Origin of the sequence: Variovorax sp. Root434 (genome assembly GCF_001426595.1) — a bacterium.
Lineage (GTDB): Bacteria > Pseudomonadota > Gammaproteobacteria > Burkholderiales > Burkholderiaceae_C > Variovorax.
On record NZ_LMEK01000025.1, the window covers coordinates 814245 to 829490 of the forward strand.

At 69.1% G+C, this 15246-nt stretch carries 16 protein-coding genes; 10 read left to right on the top strand and 6 right to left on the bottom strand.

Features of this window, described 5'->3' with window-relative positions; genetic code table 11:
* The first annotated feature begins 54 nt into the window (after positions 1 to 54).
* Positions 55 to 1239: a cytochrome P450 gene (locus tag ASD05_RS24515; protein ID WP_235508074.1), complete on the top strand. Its 1185-nt coding sequence runs from the start codon at positions 55 to 57 to the stop codon at positions 1237 to 1239.
* Here ASD05_RS24515 and ASD05_RS24520 read toward each other — a convergent pair.
* Entirely contained in the window at positions 1197 to 2198 is a 1002-nt protein-coding gene (locus ASD05_RS24520) for a pyridoxamine 5'-phosphate oxidase family protein (RefSeq protein WP_056597811.1), read from the bottom strand. The two genes, ASD05_RS24515 and ASD05_RS24520, sit on opposite strands and share 43 nt — an antisense overlap.
* Positions 2195 to 2845 (bottom strand): glutathione S-transferase family protein, encoded by a 651-nt coding sequence (locus tag ASD05_RS24525; RefSeq protein ID WP_056597814.1) that lies wholly within the window; start codon positions 2843 to 2845, stop codon positions 2195 to 2197. Before ASD05_RS24525 ends, ASD05_RS24520 begins: the two co-directional genes overlap by 4 nt.
* A 115-nt stretch (positions 2846 to 2960) precedes the next feature.
* On the opposite strand from ASD05_RS24525, the gene ASD05_RS24530 reads away from it, so the two are divergent.
* The gene (locus ASD05_RS24530; RefSeq protein WP_056597816.1) at positions 2961 to 3851 is read left to right on the top strand and encodes a LysR family transcriptional regulator; all 891 of its coding nucleotides are present in this window, start codon (positions 2961 to 2963) and stop codon (positions 3849 to 3851) included.
* Here ASD05_RS24530 and ASD05_RS24535 read toward each other — a convergent pair.
* The 3 genes from ASD05_RS24535 to ASD05_RS24545 are packed head-to-tail and all read right to left on the bottom strand — an operon-like array spanning position 3841 to position 5962.
* Positions 3841 to 4443, bottom strand: coding sequence for a hypothetical protein (locus tag ASD05_RS24535; RefSeq protein ID WP_235508075.1), 603 nt, complete (start codon positions 4441 to 4443; stop codon positions 3841 to 3843). The genes ASD05_RS24530 and ASD05_RS24535 overlap by 11 nt on opposite strands.
* Complete coding sequence (locus ASD05_RS24540; RefSeq protein ID WP_056597819.1) at positions 4440 to 5123, bottom strand: hypothetical protein; 684 nt, start codon at positions 5121 to 5123, stop codon at positions 4440 to 4442. Before ASD05_RS24540 ends, ASD05_RS24535 begins: the two co-directional genes overlap by 4 nt.
* Positions 5120 to 5962, bottom strand: a complete 843-nt coding sequence (locus tag ASD05_RS24545; protein WP_056597822.1) for a hypothetical protein — start codon at positions 5960 to 5962, stop codon at positions 5120 to 5122. The genes ASD05_RS24540 and ASD05_RS24545 overlap by 4 nt, the downstream gene beginning before the upstream one ends.
* Before the next feature lie 185 nt (positions 5963 to 6147).
* Here ASD05_RS24545 and ASD05_RS24550 point away from each other — a divergent pair, with 185 nt between their 5' ends.
* The 6 genes from ASD05_RS24550 (at position 6148) to ASD05_RS24575 (ending at position 11443) form a co-directional block, all read left to right on the top strand.
* Positions 6148 to 7095, top strand: a complete 948-nt coding sequence (locus tag ASD05_RS24550; RefSeq protein WP_200955483.1) for an ATP-binding cassette domain-containing protein — start codon at positions 6148 to 6150, stop codon at positions 7093 to 7095.
* Between the two features lie 118 nt (positions 7096 to 7213).
* Positions 7214 to 8041 (top strand): ABC transporter permease, encoded by an 828-nt coding sequence (locus tag ASD05_RS24555; protein ID WP_056597824.1) that lies wholly within the window; start codon positions 7214 to 7216, stop codon positions 8039 to 8041.
* A gap of 82 nt (positions 8042 to 8123) precedes the next feature.
* Positions 8124 to 8579 (top strand): MarR family winged helix-turn-helix transcriptional regulator, encoded by a 456-nt coding sequence (locus tag ASD05_RS24560; RefSeq protein ID WP_056597826.1) that lies wholly within the window; start codon positions 8124 to 8126, stop codon positions 8577 to 8579.
* Positions 8580 to 8671: 92 nt separating this feature from the next.
* Positions 8672 to 9097 carry an organic hydroperoxide resistance protein gene (locus ASD05_RS24565; RefSeq protein ID WP_056597828.1) on the top strand — a complete coding sequence of 142 codons (426 nt, stop codon included), beginning with the start codon at positions 8672 to 8674 and terminating at the stop codon, positions 9095 to 9097.
* A gap of 161 nt (positions 9098 to 9258) precedes the next feature.
* Positions 9259 to 10374, top strand: a complete 1116-nt coding sequence (locus ASD05_RS24570; RefSeq protein ID WP_200955484.1) for a DUF2855 family protein — start codon at positions 9259 to 9261, stop codon at positions 10372 to 10374.
* Between the two features lie 34 nt (positions 10375 to 10408).
* Positions 10409 to 11443 carry a serine/threonine protein kinase gene (locus tag ASD05_RS24575; protein WP_056597831.1) on the top strand — a complete coding sequence of 345 codons (1035 nt, stop codon included), beginning with the start codon at positions 10409 to 10411 and terminating at the stop codon, positions 11441 to 11443.
* Here the strand turns inward: ASD05_RS24575 and ASD05_RS24580 are convergent.
* A complete protein-coding gene (locus ASD05_RS24580) occupies positions 11434 to 12333 on the bottom strand; it encodes a LysR family transcriptional regulator (protein WP_056597833.1) in 900 nt (299 codons plus the stop codon). The genes ASD05_RS24575 and ASD05_RS24580 overlap by 10 nt on opposite strands.
* Before the next feature lie 92 nt (positions 12334 to 12425).
* On the opposite strand from ASD05_RS24580, the gene ASD05_RS24585 reads away from it, so the two are divergent.
* On the top strand, positions 12426 to 14120 hold the full coding sequence (locus ASD05_RS24585; protein WP_056597835.1) for an acyl-CoA dehydrogenase family protein: 1695 nt from the start codon (positions 12426 to 12428) through the stop codon (positions 14118 to 14120).
* Positions 14121 to 14156: 36 nt separating this feature from the next.
* Positions 14157 to 15134, top strand: coding sequence for a Bug family tripartite tricarboxylate transporter substrate binding protein (locus tag ASD05_RS24590; protein WP_056597837.1), 978 nt, complete (start codon positions 14157 to 14159; stop codon positions 15132 to 15134).
* Positions 15135 to 15246: the final 112 nt, after the last annotated feature.

The window sequence follows — 15246 nt, forward strand, 5'->3', positions numbered from 1 at the left end:
GACACTTCGTTCGTGGGCGAAGTGTGATGGCGGCTTCGATCGCACACTGCGGCCATGAACGAAAGCAACCGCCCCGTCGATATCGACATGCCCGCCGATCCGGTCGCGGCCGCCACGCATGCCGATCCCTATCCCTGCTACGCAGCCCTGCGCGACGGCCCGCCGCTCGCGTGGAACGAGAAGCTGCGCCTCTGGGTCGCAAGCCGGGCGGATGTCGTCGAGCAGGTGCTGCTCGCGCATGGCGCGTTGCGCGTGCGGCCGGCCGCCGAGCCGGTGCCGCGCGCGATCGTGGGCAGCGCGGCCGGCGAAGTGTTCGGACATCTGGTGCGCATGAACGACGGCGTGGCGCACCAGGCGCATCGGCCTGCGCTGCAACGAGCGCTGACCGGCCTCGACCTCAACGCCGTGCATGCAGCCGCCTTGCGGGTGGCGCAGCGCGTGCCCAGGCAGCAGCCGCTGTCCGACACGCTGTTCTCGATGCCCGTGCAGGCCGTCGCGCACCTGCTGGGTTTTGCCGACGATGCACTGGCGCAGGTGGACCGGTGGATGCGCGACTTCGTGGCCTGCCTGTCGCCGCTGTCCACGCCCGCGCAGCTGGAGCGTGCGAGCGCCGCAGCGGGCGAACTGATGGCGCGCTTTGAAATGCTGGCAGCGAGCGCGCCGCCGCGGCACGGCACGCTGCTCGCGGCTGTGCTCGCCGAGAGCGCGGGCGATGCGCGCGTTTCGCGCTCGCTGCTCGCGAACCTCGCAGGCCTGCTGTCGCAGACCTGCGATGCCACGGCGGGCCTGGTCGGCAACAGCCTGATCGCGGTGATGCGCGAGCCTTCGCTGCTGAGTGCGTCGACCCGCACGCGCGACGGCCTGCAAGCCATCGTCGAGGAGACCGCGCGCTACGACCCGTCGGTGCACAACACGCGGCGCTTTGCCGCCGAGGCCGTCACCATCGCCGGCGCCCCGCTGGCGGCAGGCGATGCGGTGCTGGTGCTGCTGGCCTCGGCCAACCGCGACCCGGCACTCAACCCCGACCCCGATCGCTTCATGCCCGTGCGCGCCCGCCGCCGCATGCTCGGCTTCGGCCACGGCATGCACGCGTGTCCGGGGCAGGCGCTGGCCTGCACGCTGGCGGCGGCCAGCCTCGAAGCCCTGCTGCCGCGCCATGCAGCCGACCTCGACGCGCAGCGCCTGCGCGGCTGGAGCTATCGGCCGTCGGTCAACGCGCGCATCCCCGTGTTCCACTGACCCGTGCCCGCCAAGTGGGGCGACAGTTGCGCATCGCCCCAGCGCAGCGGCAACGCCGCCGGACGACGCAGGGCGTGCGCGACCCGAAAGCGCATCAGCCGCTCCGCACCTTCGAACGCGGCCACTTCGGGACCGTCCCACACGATCTCTGCCGTGACCGCCACGTGCAGCAGGTCGCCGCTGTCGAAGTCGACAAACAGCAGCCCCGCGCGCGGATGCGCCGCCAGGTTGCCGAGCGTGTTGAAGAAGCGGTTGCCGTTGAAATCCGGCACGGTGAGCACGTCGCCTTCGTGGTCGTTGTCGATGCGCACGAAGCCCGGACGGCCACCGCGGTGCGACACGTCGACGCCGTGCGAACTTGCATCCGCCTCATCGCCCGCCGCCGCTTCGTTCGGATAGGCGGTGGCGATGAACAGCGTGTCGGCGCTGCCGATCAGGCGATGCGCCGCCAGGTCGAGCTCGTCGAGCCACTGCACCTGCGGCGCCGCATCGCCGCGCGGCGATGCGAACACCGGCTCGCGCGCCTGGATGTAGCGCGGGCAGTTGCCGAAGCTCTGCTGCACCGCGACCATGAAGCCCGACCCATCGAGCGCCTCGACCGTGCCGTTCATGCGGTTGCGCCGCCGCGTGTGCGGCTGTATGCCGAGCAGGCCCAGCGTGGCGCCCTGCTTCAGTTGCCCGGCGAGCGGATCGCCCGCCGCCGGCAGCGCATCGACGCGCAGGTGCGTGGCATCGGGTGAATGCACGAAGCCGGCGGGCGCCGCGAGCACGCTGGCCCACGGCTGCAGTTCCGCATCGAGACTGCCGACCACGAGGAACGGCAGCAGCCCGAAGAATTCGCGGTGCTGGTCGGGCATGTAGTCGCGAATGACGCGCGGGCCCGCCACCTCCATCTGCTCGCGCGAGCCCGCCAGGGCTTGCATCGCGCGCTCGCCCGCATGGAACGGCGCGGCGATCATGCGACCGCTCCGAGTCCGACGGGCGTGCGCACCATCGGCACGAACCCCGGCAGGGCTTCCACGCGTTCGAGCCAGCCGCGCACGTTCGGATAAGCGTCGATCGACACGCTGCCTTCGGGTGCATGCGCCACGTAGGCGTAGTTCGCGATATCGGCGAGCGTTGCGTCGGGGCCGGCGAGGAAGGGCTGCTGCTGCAGATGCATTTCCATCACCGAGAGCAGCGCATGCGAACGCGCGACGGTCTCCGCCGGGTCGGTGTCGCGGCCGAACAGCGCAATGACCCGCGCCGCCGCCGGGCCGTAGGCGAGCGGGCCGGCCGCCACCGAGAACCAGCGCTGCACGCGCGCCGCACCGACGGGGTCGCGCGGCATCCAGCGCGCGGGGTCCGGCGCGTAGCGTTCGTTGAGGTAGACGAGGATGGCGTTGGAATCGGCCAGCGCGAGCTCGCCGTCCTCGATCACCGGCACCTGGCCGAAGGGGTTGCGCGCCAGGAATTCGGGCGTGCGGTTCTCGCGCTTGCGCATGTCGATCTCGATGTTCTCGAATGGCAGGCCGAGCATCGCGAGGAACAGGCGCACGCGATGCACGTGGCCCGAGATGGCGGAACCGTAGAGCTTGATGGGCTGGGCGGGGCGGGCGGCAGTCATGGGGAACTCCTTGTTTGAGGATAGCGGGGTGTTGCCTGGATTGTTCTCTCTTGCACCAGATGAATGAATAGCCAATTCGGTATTTGACTGCTGCATTTTCCGGTTTAATCGCGCCATGGATCGTTTCAAAGCCATGCAGACCTTCGTTCAGATTGCCGACCAGGGCAGCCTGACCCGCGCCGCCGAGGCGCTCGGCAGCTCGCTGCCGGCGGTGGTGCGCTCGCTCGCCGCGCTGGAGGCGCACCTGGGCGTGCGCCTGTTCCACCGCACCACGCGCCGGCTGTCGCTCACCGAGGAAGGCCGCCACTACCTGCCGAGCGCGCGCGAGGTGCTGCTCGCGGCCGACGCCGCCGACCTCGCGCTGAAGGCCGAGGCGCGCGAGCCGGCGGGCCAGCTCACCATCACCGCGCCGGTGCTCTTCGGCCACATGTACGTGGCGCCCGCCATCGTGCGCTTCATGCAGCGCCACGAAAAGGTGCGCTGCAGCGTGCGCCTGTACGACCGCACCGTGAACCTGCTCGAGGAAGGCATCGACGTGGGCATCCGCATCAGCCCGCTGGAAGATTCTTCGCTGGTGGCGCAGACGCTCGGCACCATCCGCCGCGTGGTGGCCGCGAGCCCCGAGTACCTCGCGCAGCACGGCACGCCACGGCATCCGCGCGACTTGGCCGGTGCGCCCTGCGTGCGCGGCCGCATCGACGCGCCGGCGCAGTGGCTGTTTCGCGACGGCTGCAAGACGATCAGCGTGACGCTGAACAACCGCCTGGAGTTCAACCACCTGGCCCCGGCCATCGAGTCGTGCGCGGCGGGCATGGGCTTCGGCACCTTCTTCTCGTACCAGGTGATGCCGCACGTGGCGCAGGGGCGGCTGAAGCTGGTGCTCGAAGACTTCGAGCCGCCGCCGCGGCCGGTGAGCGTGATCTATCCCAACGCGCGGCTGCTGCCCGCGCGCACGCGGGCGTTCATCGACTGGATGAAGATGGAGTTCAGCGGCCTCAGGCTCTGAGCCCGGGCGGCGTCAAGCGGCGCCCCGGCCAGCCGTCGTCGAGCGATTCGCGGCTGTCGTGCAGGCAGAGCTCGCTGTCCTGCTTCAGCAGCGGCCAGCCTTCGCGTTCCAGCTGGCCCGCCAGCGCCGCCACCCGCGTCTTGAACCCGGCCAGCGGCTCGCGGCTGCGCAGCGTCACGAAGCGCATGCCGGTCTCGCCCATGAGGCTGTTGCGCGACAGCCGCGCGCCGTGTGTCTCGCACAGGTGCTGCAGCGCGGATGCGTCGTGCAGCTGCAGCTTGCCGCGCCACTCGAAATACTGGTCGGGCTGGCTCAGCCGCTCCCAGCCCTGGACCGGCACCTCGATCTTCACGCGCCGCACCGCCATGCCCGCGCGCGCCAGCCATTGCCCCAGGGCCATGGCCTCGGCCTTCGCTTCTTCGAGCGTGCCGCGAAGCCAGCCGGTGGCGATGGGCTGCTGCTTCTGCTCGCCATGGGCGAGGTCGATCAGCATCGGCTTGAGCCCGACTTGCTCGCACACCACGACGAAGGCCGCTATTTGCGATTCCTGCAAAGCGCAGCACGTCAGGTGCAGCTTCAGCGCGCGCTTCATGCTGCGCCCACCGGCTCGGGCAGCGGCCTGCCATCGCAGAGCGCGGTGGCGTCGATCGCCATGCCCCGCACCGCCTCTTCGAGGCCGAGGTTCAGCACCGACATGAACTCGCCATTGGCGCTGGTCCAGTTGGTGCGCGTGCCCATGCCGTGGTACTGGCGCGCGACGGTCGCGCCACCGGGCAGGCGGTAGCTCACCTTCAGCACGACGTGCGAAACCAGGTTCAGGTTCACCGACCACGCATGGGCGAGACGCAGCGCGACGTCGGCCACGGCCTGCCTGGCACCACCACCGTCGCTTGCGGGCGGCGCCCCCGGCACCGCCTGGAGTCCGTAGCGGCCCAGCGATTGCAGCGCCCCGCGCGTCCACGCCGTGGCGTCGCCGCTGCGCAGCGACTGCACGGACCGGGGCGTGGCGTGCACCGTCGGCAGCATCACCGTGAGGTTGCCGGCGTAGGCCTTGTTGCTGCGCGCGTCCTCGATCGCGGGCAGGTACAGCGTGCAGCCGCGCGCGAGCCGCAGCGGTGCGGCCGGTACGCCATTGGGCCGCTCGGCCGGTTCGGGCGCCGGCTCGAAGACCATGGAGAGCGGCTCGCTCTCGGTGAGGGCATGCGAGAGGGTGGGCAGGGCGCAGAGCGCGGCGAATGCAGCAGCGGCGAGTTGTTCGTGGCACGGCCTCATGGCGCGGCGCTCCTGACCGAATACATGGCGCCGTCCTGGTCGCGGAACAGCACGCGGCCCGGCTGCTCGTCGAAGCCCTGGCCGGCCAGCGTCACCCACGAGCCGTTGACGTTGAAGCGCGCGCTCTTCACGCCGCCGGAGCGGGCGCCGGCAATGTCCAGCGCCACCGCATGCAGGGTCTGCGCCATCGACTCGCGCATCACGCCGCGCAGCACCTGCCCGTCGTTCGCCGTGAGCCGCCGCAGCACGGCGGCGCGCGCCGTGCCGCCGACGGGCGTTTGGAAAATGGCCGCAGCGCGGTAGCTGGGCTCGCTGCGGCCGTCCTGCCACAGCAGGGCCGAGGTTCGCGTGGTGAAGGCGCCCAGGCCGGGCTCCAGCGCGTACTGCAGCAGCAGCACCATGTAGGCGGGACCGGCCTTCGTGGCGGCGATGCGGGCCTCATGCTCGGCCTTCGCCGGCATGGCCGCGAGCACCTGCGACGAGCGGATCTTCAGCGGGAACGAACTCGGCTCGGCCAGCAGGGCGTCGAGCGCCTTGCCCGCCTCCACGCGGTAGTCGTAGTCGAGCAGCGGGCCGACGATGGCCTGCACCTCGGCGCTCATGTCCTTCTGGCGCGATTGCTGCACCGACGAATCGATCAGTGCGCCGATCAGCCCGCCGCCCGTGGCCGCGCTCACGCCGGGGGGCTGCGCGGAGAACATGAAGCTCTCCTGCGCAACGACGACGCGCACGTCGACTTCCTGAACCTTGTGGCGGTCCACAGCCGCCAGCGGCCGATGAAAAGGCGCGCAGGCGCCGAACAGCATCAGCACCGGCAGCGCCAGCCAGAAACGCAGCATCTTTGGGCCTCCCACCGCACAAACGCCATTCTCGGCGTCGATTGTGCAGCCGCCGGCGTGCGGTTCGACCCGGGTTATCGAGGGTCCGCCGGACGCCCCCGCCATGTAGTGGCCCCGAACACACGCGGTTGTCCATCGATTGAAGCGATGGGGCGCCCGCGGCACGGCTGCGTCAGAATGGCCGCGTGCCACCCACACAATCCTCCATTCAGTCTCCGCTCTTCCACGCCAGCCACCTGCACAAGCGCTACGGCGACACCACCGTCGTCGACGACCTCTCGTTCGAGATCGCGCCCGGCGAGTGCCTCGGCGTGATCGGCCCGAACGGCGCCGGCAAGACCACCACCATCCGCATGTGCCTGGGCCTCACCACGCCCGATGGCGGCGACATCTCCGCGCTGGGGCTGCAGATGCCGCGCGACGCGCTGGCCATCAAGGCCCAGCTCGGCGTGGTGACGCAGTTCGACACGCTCGACCCCGATTTCAGCTGCGCCGAGAACCTCGTGGTGTACGGCCGCTACTTCGGCTTCGGCAAGGCGCAGGTGCGCGCACGCGTGCCGCAACTGCTGGAGTTCGCGGCGCTGTCGCACAAGGCCGACGCGAGGCCGGGCGAACTGTCGGGCGGCATGCGGCGGCGGCTGTCGCTGGCGCGCGCGCTGGTCAACGATCCCAGGCTGCTGCTGCTCGACGAGCCGACCACCGGACTCGATCCGCAGGCGCGGCACCTCATGTGGGAGCGGCTGCAGGTCTTGCTGCAGCAGGGCAAGTCGATCTTGCTGACCACGCATTTCATGGACGAGGCCGAGCGTTTGTGCTCGCGCCTGCTGGTGCTCGACCACGGCCGCAAGATCGCCGAAGGCCGGCCGCGCGACCTGATCGCCGAGCACCTGGAACCCGACGTGGTCGAGGTGTACGGCAACGGCGCGCTGTCGCTGGCCGACTCACCCGAACTGAAGGCGATGGCAGCACGCGTGGAGGTCAGCGGGGAGACCGTTTTCTTCTACACGCAGGACGCGCGGCGGCTGCTCGATGCGCTGACGCGACACAGCGGCCTGCGCACTTTCCATCGGCCCGCGAACCTGGAGGACCTGTTCCTCAAGCTCACCGGCAGGCAGATTCGAGAGGACGGCTAAGAATGCGGCACACCCCCAGGCTTGCCCACTTCGTGTGGCCTCCTACCCCCTCGCCGGGGGCAATACCAGCGGCCCGGCAAAGCCGGTTCCGCGGTATTCCTGAAATGGAGAGGAAATCATGAACAACATTGCGACCGCTGCGTCGCCGCCTGCGCCTTCCGTGTGGCGCGCGCCCGAACTCTCGCTGCGCTGGTGGCCCGTGTTCCTGCGCAACCTGCTGGTGTGGCGCAAGCTGGCCATTCCGAGCCTGATCGGCAACATCGCCGAGCCGCTGATCTGGCTCGTGGCTTTCGGCTACGGCATGGGCGCGCTGGTGGGGCAGGTGTCGGTCGACGGCGTGAAGGTGCCGTACATCCTGTTCCTGGCGAGCGGCTCGATCTGCATGAGCGCGATGAACGCGGCGAGCTTCGAGGCCCTGTACTCGGCGTTCTCGCGCATGCATGTGCAGAAGACCTGGGACGGCATCATGAACGCGCCGGTCGGTCTCGACGACATCGTGCTGGCCGAGATGCTGTGGGCCGCGTTCAAGTCGATCTTCACGGTCACGGCGATCCTGTTCGTGATGCTCGGGCTGGGCATCAGCCACAGCCCGAAGCTCGTCGTCGCGTGGATGGTGCTGGTCGGCGCCGGCATCACCTTCTCGTCGATCGCTCTGATCTTCAATGCGCTGGCCAAGGGCTACGACTTCTTCACGTACTACTTCACGCTGTTCATGACGCCGATGATGTTCCTGAGCGGCGTGTTCTTTCCGCTGGAGCAATTGCCCTCGGCGGTGAGGGCCGTGGCGGCGTGGCTGCCGCTGACCAACGCGGTGGCGCTGGTGCGGCCGCTGTTCATGGACCAATGGCCGACCGGCTGGTGGGTGCACGCGGCGGTGCTGGCCGTCTATGCGGTCGTCGCCTTCTGGATCGCGCTGGCGTTGACGCGCAAGCGGTTCAGGGGCTGAGCGGCCCTGTTGCAGCCAGGAACAGCACCGAAACTTCCGAATTACATTGCACACAATTCAATTGCTCGCTACAATTCGACCCATGCGCTCCACCCCAGCCCCCGCCGACGAAATGCTCAAGCTCGACAACCAGCTGTGTTTCGCCGTGTATTCCGCTTCGCTGGCCATGACGCGGCTCTACAAGCCGGTGCTGGAAAAGCTGCAGCTCACCTATCCCCAGTACCTCGTGATGCTCGCCCTGTGGGAGCAAGACGGCCCTACGGTCTCCGCGCTCGGCGAACAGCTTTCGCTCGACTCCGGCACGCTCACGCCGCTGCTCAAGCGCCTCGAGGCCAACGGCTACGTGGCCCGCGTGCGCGACGTGGCCGACGAGCGCCGCGTGCACATCATGCTGACATCCGCCGGCCGCAAGCTCAAGGGCCGCGCGGCCGACGTGCCCGAGTGCCTGATGGCGGCGGCCCAGTGCTCGGTACCCGAGCTGATTTCGCTCACCCAGCAGATCCAGGCCCTGCGCGACCGCATCAGGAAAGCGGCCTGACGCAGCGCAACTTTTTCTCCCGCTTCGATCGCATCCTCAAGAGAGAACGAAGCTTTTCACCACCCTCCTCCATCATCACCAAAGGAATCACCATGACCACCAAGCTCGACAAAGTGCTCTACACCGCAGAAGCCCACACGGTCGGCGGCCGTGACGGCGCAGGCAAGTCCAGCGACGGCGCCATCGACGTCAAGCTGAGCTCGCCCGGTTCCGGCAAGCCCGGCACCAACCCCGAGCAGCTGTTCGCTGTCGGCTACGCCGCCTGCTTCATCGGCGCGATGAAGGCCGTGGGCCCGAAGATCGGCGTGAAGGTGCCCGAAGACGTCGCCATCGACTCCAGCGTTTCGCTTGGCCCGACGAACGGCGGCGCCGCCTACGGCATCGCCGTGAAGCTGGCGATCACGCTGCCCGGCCTGGACACCGACGCCAAGCAGAAGCTGGTCGACGCCGCTCACCAGGTGTGCCCGTATTCGAACGCAACGCGCGGCAACATCGACGTCGATTTGACGATCGCCTGACCGCTTGTTGCACACGCGAAGAAGCGACCCGGCCACAAGCCGGGTCGCTTTTTTTCATGCCCGCCGATGTCTCACGGGTGACGCCGAAACGCGCCGCGCGGTGGCGCCTTTCATCGAGGCTGGCTAACGTAGCCGCATACCAACCGCCCGGAGCCTCGCTCATGAGCACCACCAGCCTTCTCATCCGCAAAGACCAGCTCGCCACCACGCGCCTGCACACCGCCAGCGACGAGCCGCTCGCCGACGGCCAGGTGCGCGTGCGCATCGACAGCTTTGCGCTCACTTCCAACAACATCACCTACGCCGCCTTCGGCGAGGCGATGAGCTACTGGCAGTTCTTTCCGTCCGAGGAAGAAGGCTGGGGCAGCATTCCGGTGTGGGGCTTTGCGAGCGTGGTGCAGTCGCAGCACCCCGGCGTGTCGGTGGGCGAGCGGCTCTACGGCTACTGGCCGATGGCCTCGAGCGCGGTGCTGAGCCCCGACCGGCTGTCGGTCGCGCGCTTTACCGACGCCGCCCCGCACCGCGCCGAGCTGCCCGCGGTCTACAACCAGTACTTCCGCTGCAACGCCGACCCGCTCTATACCACCGACACCGAAGACCTGCAGGCGCTGCTGCGCCCGCTGTTCATCACCTCGTGGCTGATCGACGACTTCATGGCCGACAACGACTTCTTCGGCGCCAGCACCATGCTGCTGTCGAGCGCATCGAGCAAGACGGCCTACGGCACGGCCTTTCAGCTGCACCAGCGCAAAGGCATCGAGGTAATCGGCCTGACCTCGCCAGCCAACGTCGCTTTCTGCGAAAGCCTGGGCTGCTACCACCGCGTGGTGACCTACGACGCACTCGACGGCATCGCGGCAGACACGCCTTGCGTGTACGTCGACTTCGCCGGCAACGGCGGGCTGCGCAGCGCCATCCACGAGCGCTTCACGAATCTGAAGTACAGCTGCTCGATCGGCGGCACGCACGTGGAGCAACTCGCCTCCAAGGGCGCGGGCAAGGACCTGTCGGGCCCGCGCGCCACGCTGTTCTTTGCACCGGCGCAGATCAAGAAGCGCACCGCCGAATGGGGCGCGGACGAATTCGGCCGGCGCATGGTGGCGGCCTGGCGCAACTTCCTCGCCACGGTGACCGACGTCAACAACCCCTGGCTGCACGCCGAGCACCATCACGGCGGCGAGGCCGTGCAGGCCGCCTACGCGCAGGTGCTGGCCGGCAAGGGCGACCCGCGCACCGGGCATATCCTTTCGCTTTACAAGCAACCGGGCGGGCTGTAACAGCCTCGAGGGTCCGTGTGGCGACAATCGCTGCATGACCCCTTCCCCCGCGGCGCCCGCCAACACCCATCCCTACGAGAGCCTCACGCCCGACGTGGTGCTCGACGCGCTCGCGACGCTCGGCCTGCACGGCGACGGCCGGCTCACCGGCCTGAACTCCTATGAAAACCGGGTCTACCAGGTCCACCTGGAAGATCGCTCGGCGGTGGTGGTCAAGTTCTACCGCCCCGGCCGCTGGAGCGAGGCCGAGATCCTCGAGGAGCACGGCTTCTCGCTCGAACTGGCCGCGGCGGAAGTGCCCGCGGTGGCGCCGCTGGAATTCGACGGCCGCACCCTGCACCACCACGCCGGCTTCGCGTTCAGCGTGAGCCCCTACCGCGGCGGCCGCGCGCCCGAGCTCGACGACTTCGAAGTGCTCGAATGGGTGGGCCGCTTCCTCGCGCGCATCCACACCGTGGGCGGCGCCAAGCCTTTCGAGGCCCGCCCCGCGCTCGACCTGCAGACCTTCGGCCTCGATTCGCGCGACTGGCTGCTCGAGAACGACAAGATCCCGCTCGACGTGCAGCGCGACTGGGAAACGGCCTGCAACGCGGCGCTGGACATGGTCCGTGCAACCGCCCTCGCACTGCAGCCGCCGGCCTCCGATTTCACGCCCCGCAAGCTGCGCCTGCACGGCGACGTGCATCCCGGCAACATCCTTTGGACGCCCACCGACCGCCCCGGCGGCGGCCCGCACTTCGTCGACCTCGACGACGCGCGCACGGGCTTCGCGGTGCAGGACCTGTGGATGCTGCTGTCGGGCGACCGCGCACAGCGCACCTCGCAGCTGTCGGGCCTGCTCGACGGCTACGAGCAGTTCCGCGAATTCGACCGGCGCGAGCTGGCGCTGATCGAGCCGCTGCGCACGCTGCGGCTCATCCACTACAGCGCCTGGCTGGCACGGCGTTGGGAAGACCCGATCTTTCCGATCAACTTTCCGTGGTTCGGCTCCAGCGACTACTGGAAGGGGCAGATCCTCGTGCTGGAAGACCAGTGCGAGCAGATGGCCGAAGAGCCGCTCTACGCCTGAGCCTGCTCGGCGGCAATGCTGTCCGCCACGCCCTGCAGCAGACGCTCGACCAGCACGTTGGCCGGTCCGTTGCGCCAGATGCCATAGGCCTCCGACTGCGCCACCACCCGATCGAGCGGCCTGAACACCGCGCCGCGCAAGGCCGAATGCCGCATCGCCTGAGGCACCAGCGCCACGCCCATGCCCTGCGACACCAGCGAGACCACCGCCAGCCAGTGGCGCACCTCGTGCCGCACCTCGGGCAGGAAGCCCGCGTCGGCGCAGATCGACAGGATGCGCTCGTGGTAGTCGGGCGAGGCCTCGCGCGAGAACAGCACGAAGGGCTGCTCGCGCAGGTCGGCCGGCGCCAGCACGCGCTTGCGGGCCAGCGCATGCCCGGCCGGCAGGCAGGCCACGAAGGGCTCGGACAGCAGCAGCCGGTGCTGCAGTTCGAGGGGCACGCGGCGCGTGTGCGCAAAGCCGAGGTCGAGCCGGTCGTTCAGCAGCTCGGCGATCTGCACGCCCGAGTTGAGTTCGCTCAGCGTGATGCGCACCGCCGGGTGCTTCGCCTGAAAGGCACGCAGCGCCTGCGGCAAGCCCCGGTACAGCATCGCGCCGACAAAGCCGATGCGCAGCCGACCCGCCGAGCCCAGCGCCACATCGCGCGCCTCGATGGCGGCCTCTTCCGCCTGCAGCAGCACGCGCCGCGCCGAGATGCGCAGCGCTTCCCCGGCAGGCGTGAGCCGCACTTCCTTGCTGTTGCGCTCGAACAGCCGCGCGCCCACGTTGTCCTCCAGCTGCCGGATCGCCACCGACAGCGGCGGCTGCGAGATCGACAGGCGCCGCGCCGCGCGCCCGAAGTGCAGCTCTTCGGCGAGCACGGAGAAGTAGCGCAGGTGCCGCAGTTCCATGGATAGTCAGATCGAATCGAACAAGACCAAATCGATATTAGACACGGATCGTCTCGGCTTCAACAATGCGGCGAACCAAGGAGACAAAGCGCATGTCCGCAGAGCACGCCCATCCGATTCCCGATCGCCACGGCCAGAACCTGTTCACCACCGACGCCGAGCTGCACGCCCTGCTCGCGCTCTACCTGCCCGACGACCTGCGGCAACACATGCAGCCGCACTTCGAGCGCCTGGGCGGCCTCGCGGGCGGCCTGCTCGACGAGCTGGCCGGCACCGCCGACCGCAACCCGCCCACGCTGAAGCAGCGCACGCGCACCGGTCTCGACGAGCAGGAGGTCGTCAAGCATCCTGCCTACGTCGAGATGGAACGCCTCGCGCTCGCCGAGTTCGGCCTGGCCGCCATCTCGCACCGCGACGACACGCTGGGTTGGAAGGGCAAGATGCCGCCGCTCGTCAAATACGTGCTGACCTACCTGTTCGTGCAGGCCGAGTTCGGCCTGTGCTGCCCGGTGTCGATGACCGACTCGCTCACGCGCACGCTGAAGAAGTTCGGCAACCCTGATCTGGTCGCCAGGTACCTGCCGCGCCTGACCTCGCTCGACTTCGACGAACTCGCGCAGGGCGCGATGTTCATGACCGAGCAGGCGGCCGGCTCCGACATCGCCGCCACCGCCACCATGGCACACGCCGAAGCCGATGGCAGCTGGCGCCTTACCGGCGACAAGTGGTTCTGCTCCAACCCCGACGCCGACTTCGCGATGGTGCTCGCACGCGCCGACGATGGCGCGGCGGGCATGAAGGGCGTATCGCTGTTCCTGCTGCCGCGCCGGCTGGACGACGGCAGCCTCAACCACTACCGCATCATCCGATTGAAGGACAAGCTCGGCACGCGCTCGATGGCCAGCGGCGAGATCCGCCTCGAAGGCGCGGTCGCGTACCTCGTGGGCGAAGCGGGCCGCGGCTTCGTGCAGATGGCCGACATGGTCAACAACTCGCGCCTGTCGAACGGCGTGCGGGCCGCCGGCCTGATGCGCCGCGCGGTGGCCGAGGCCGAGTTCATCGCCTCGGAGCGCCGCGCCTTCGGCCGCACGCTCGAGCAGATGCCGCTGATGCAGCGCCAGCTCGACAAGCTGCGCCTGCCCGCCGAGCAGGCACGCACGATGGTGTGCCAGACAGCGCTGGCGCTGGCCCGCTCCGATGCCGGCGAGCCCGACGCCTATGCGCTGCTGCGCATCCTCACGCCGCTCATCAAGTTCCGCGCCTGCCGCGATGCACGCAAAGTCACGGGCGACGCGATGGAAGTGCGCGGCGGCTGCGGCTACATCGAGGAGTGGAGCGACGCGCGCCTCGTGCGCGACGCCCACCTGGGCTCGATCTGGGAAGGCACGAGCAACATCGTGGCGCTCGACGTGATCCGCGCAGTAAAGCGCGAAGGCTCGCTGCCGGTGCTGCGCGCGCACTGCGAAAAACTGCTCGACGACGCGGCACTCGCCCCCGGCTTCGCCAAGGCGCTGCGCGATGCGCTGGAGCGCGCCGCCGCGCTGGCCGAAACCGCCGCGCGCGAAGGCGGCGACGTGCTCGCGCGCCAGGCCGCCTCGGCGCTCTACCACTGCACCAGCGCCATCGCGATGGCCTGGGAAGCCGCGCACAGCGGCTCCGCTGCGCGCCTGCGCTGGGCCCAGCTGGTGCTGTTGCACCGCGTGCTGCCGCGCGACCCGCTCTCGCCCGATGCCATGCCCGCGGACTGGAACGGCGCCGCGGTGCGCCCTGCGAAAGCGCTCGCCTGAGCCTCTTTGTCAATTCACAAGAATCGGAGACATCCCTTGAAACGCCTCACCTTCCTGCTGGCCGCCTGCGCCACGTTCATGACGGCAATGCCGGCCGTCCACGCGGCCGATGCCTTCCCAACCAAACCGCTGATGCTGGTCGTCCCCTTCCCGCCGGGCGGCCCCACCGACGCGATGGCGCGCACGCTCGCCGCCGGGATGAAGGACCGTCTCGGCCAGCCCATGATCGTGGAGAACCGTGCGGGCGCGGGCGGCAACATCGGCGCCGAGTACGTGGCGCGCGCCGAGGCCGACGGCCACACGCTGATGTTCGGCACCTCGGGCCCGCTGGCCATCAACGCAAGCCTGTACCGCAAGATCAACTATGACCCGGTGAAGAGCTTCGCGCCGGTGATCCAGGTCGGCTACCTGCCCAACATCCTGGTGGTGAACCCCGCGCTGCCGGTGAAGAACGTGCCCGAGCTCGTGGCCTACGCCAAGGCCAACCCCGGCAAGCTGAGCTATGCCTCGTCGGGCAACGGCGCGTCGTCGCACCTCGCGGGCGTGCTGTTCAACTCGGTGGCCGGCACCGACCTGCAGCACATTCCGTACAAGGGCACGGGGCCGGCGCTCAACGATCTGCTGGGCAACCAGGTGAGCATGACCTTCACCGACATCCTCACCGCGCTGCCCTACGTCAAGGCCGGCAAGCTGCGCGCGCTGGGCGTGGCCACGGTCGCGCGTTCGCAGGCGCTGCCCGACGTGCCGACGATCTCCGAGCAGGGCTACAAGGGCTACGACGTGAGCGTGTTCTTCGGCATCGTCGCGCCGGCCGGCACGCCCGCCGATCGCGTGACCAAGCTCAATCAGGCCTTCGCCGAGGTGCTGAACTCGCCCAAGGTGAAGCAGATGTTCGCGTCCCAGGGCCTCGAGGTGCCCGCCGATACGTCGCCGCAGAAGCTCGGGCAGTTCATCGGTGCCGAGTCGGTCAAGTGGAAGGACGTGGTGAAGAAGTCTGGGGCGCAGCTCGATTGATACCGCTGTCGTTCGGGGCGCGCTCACGCCGACGGGGTACCTTGCTCCGCGAATGTCCCCCGGCCTGCGGCCTCCTCCTTTATTTCGCTGCGCAAGGCACCCCATCGGCGTG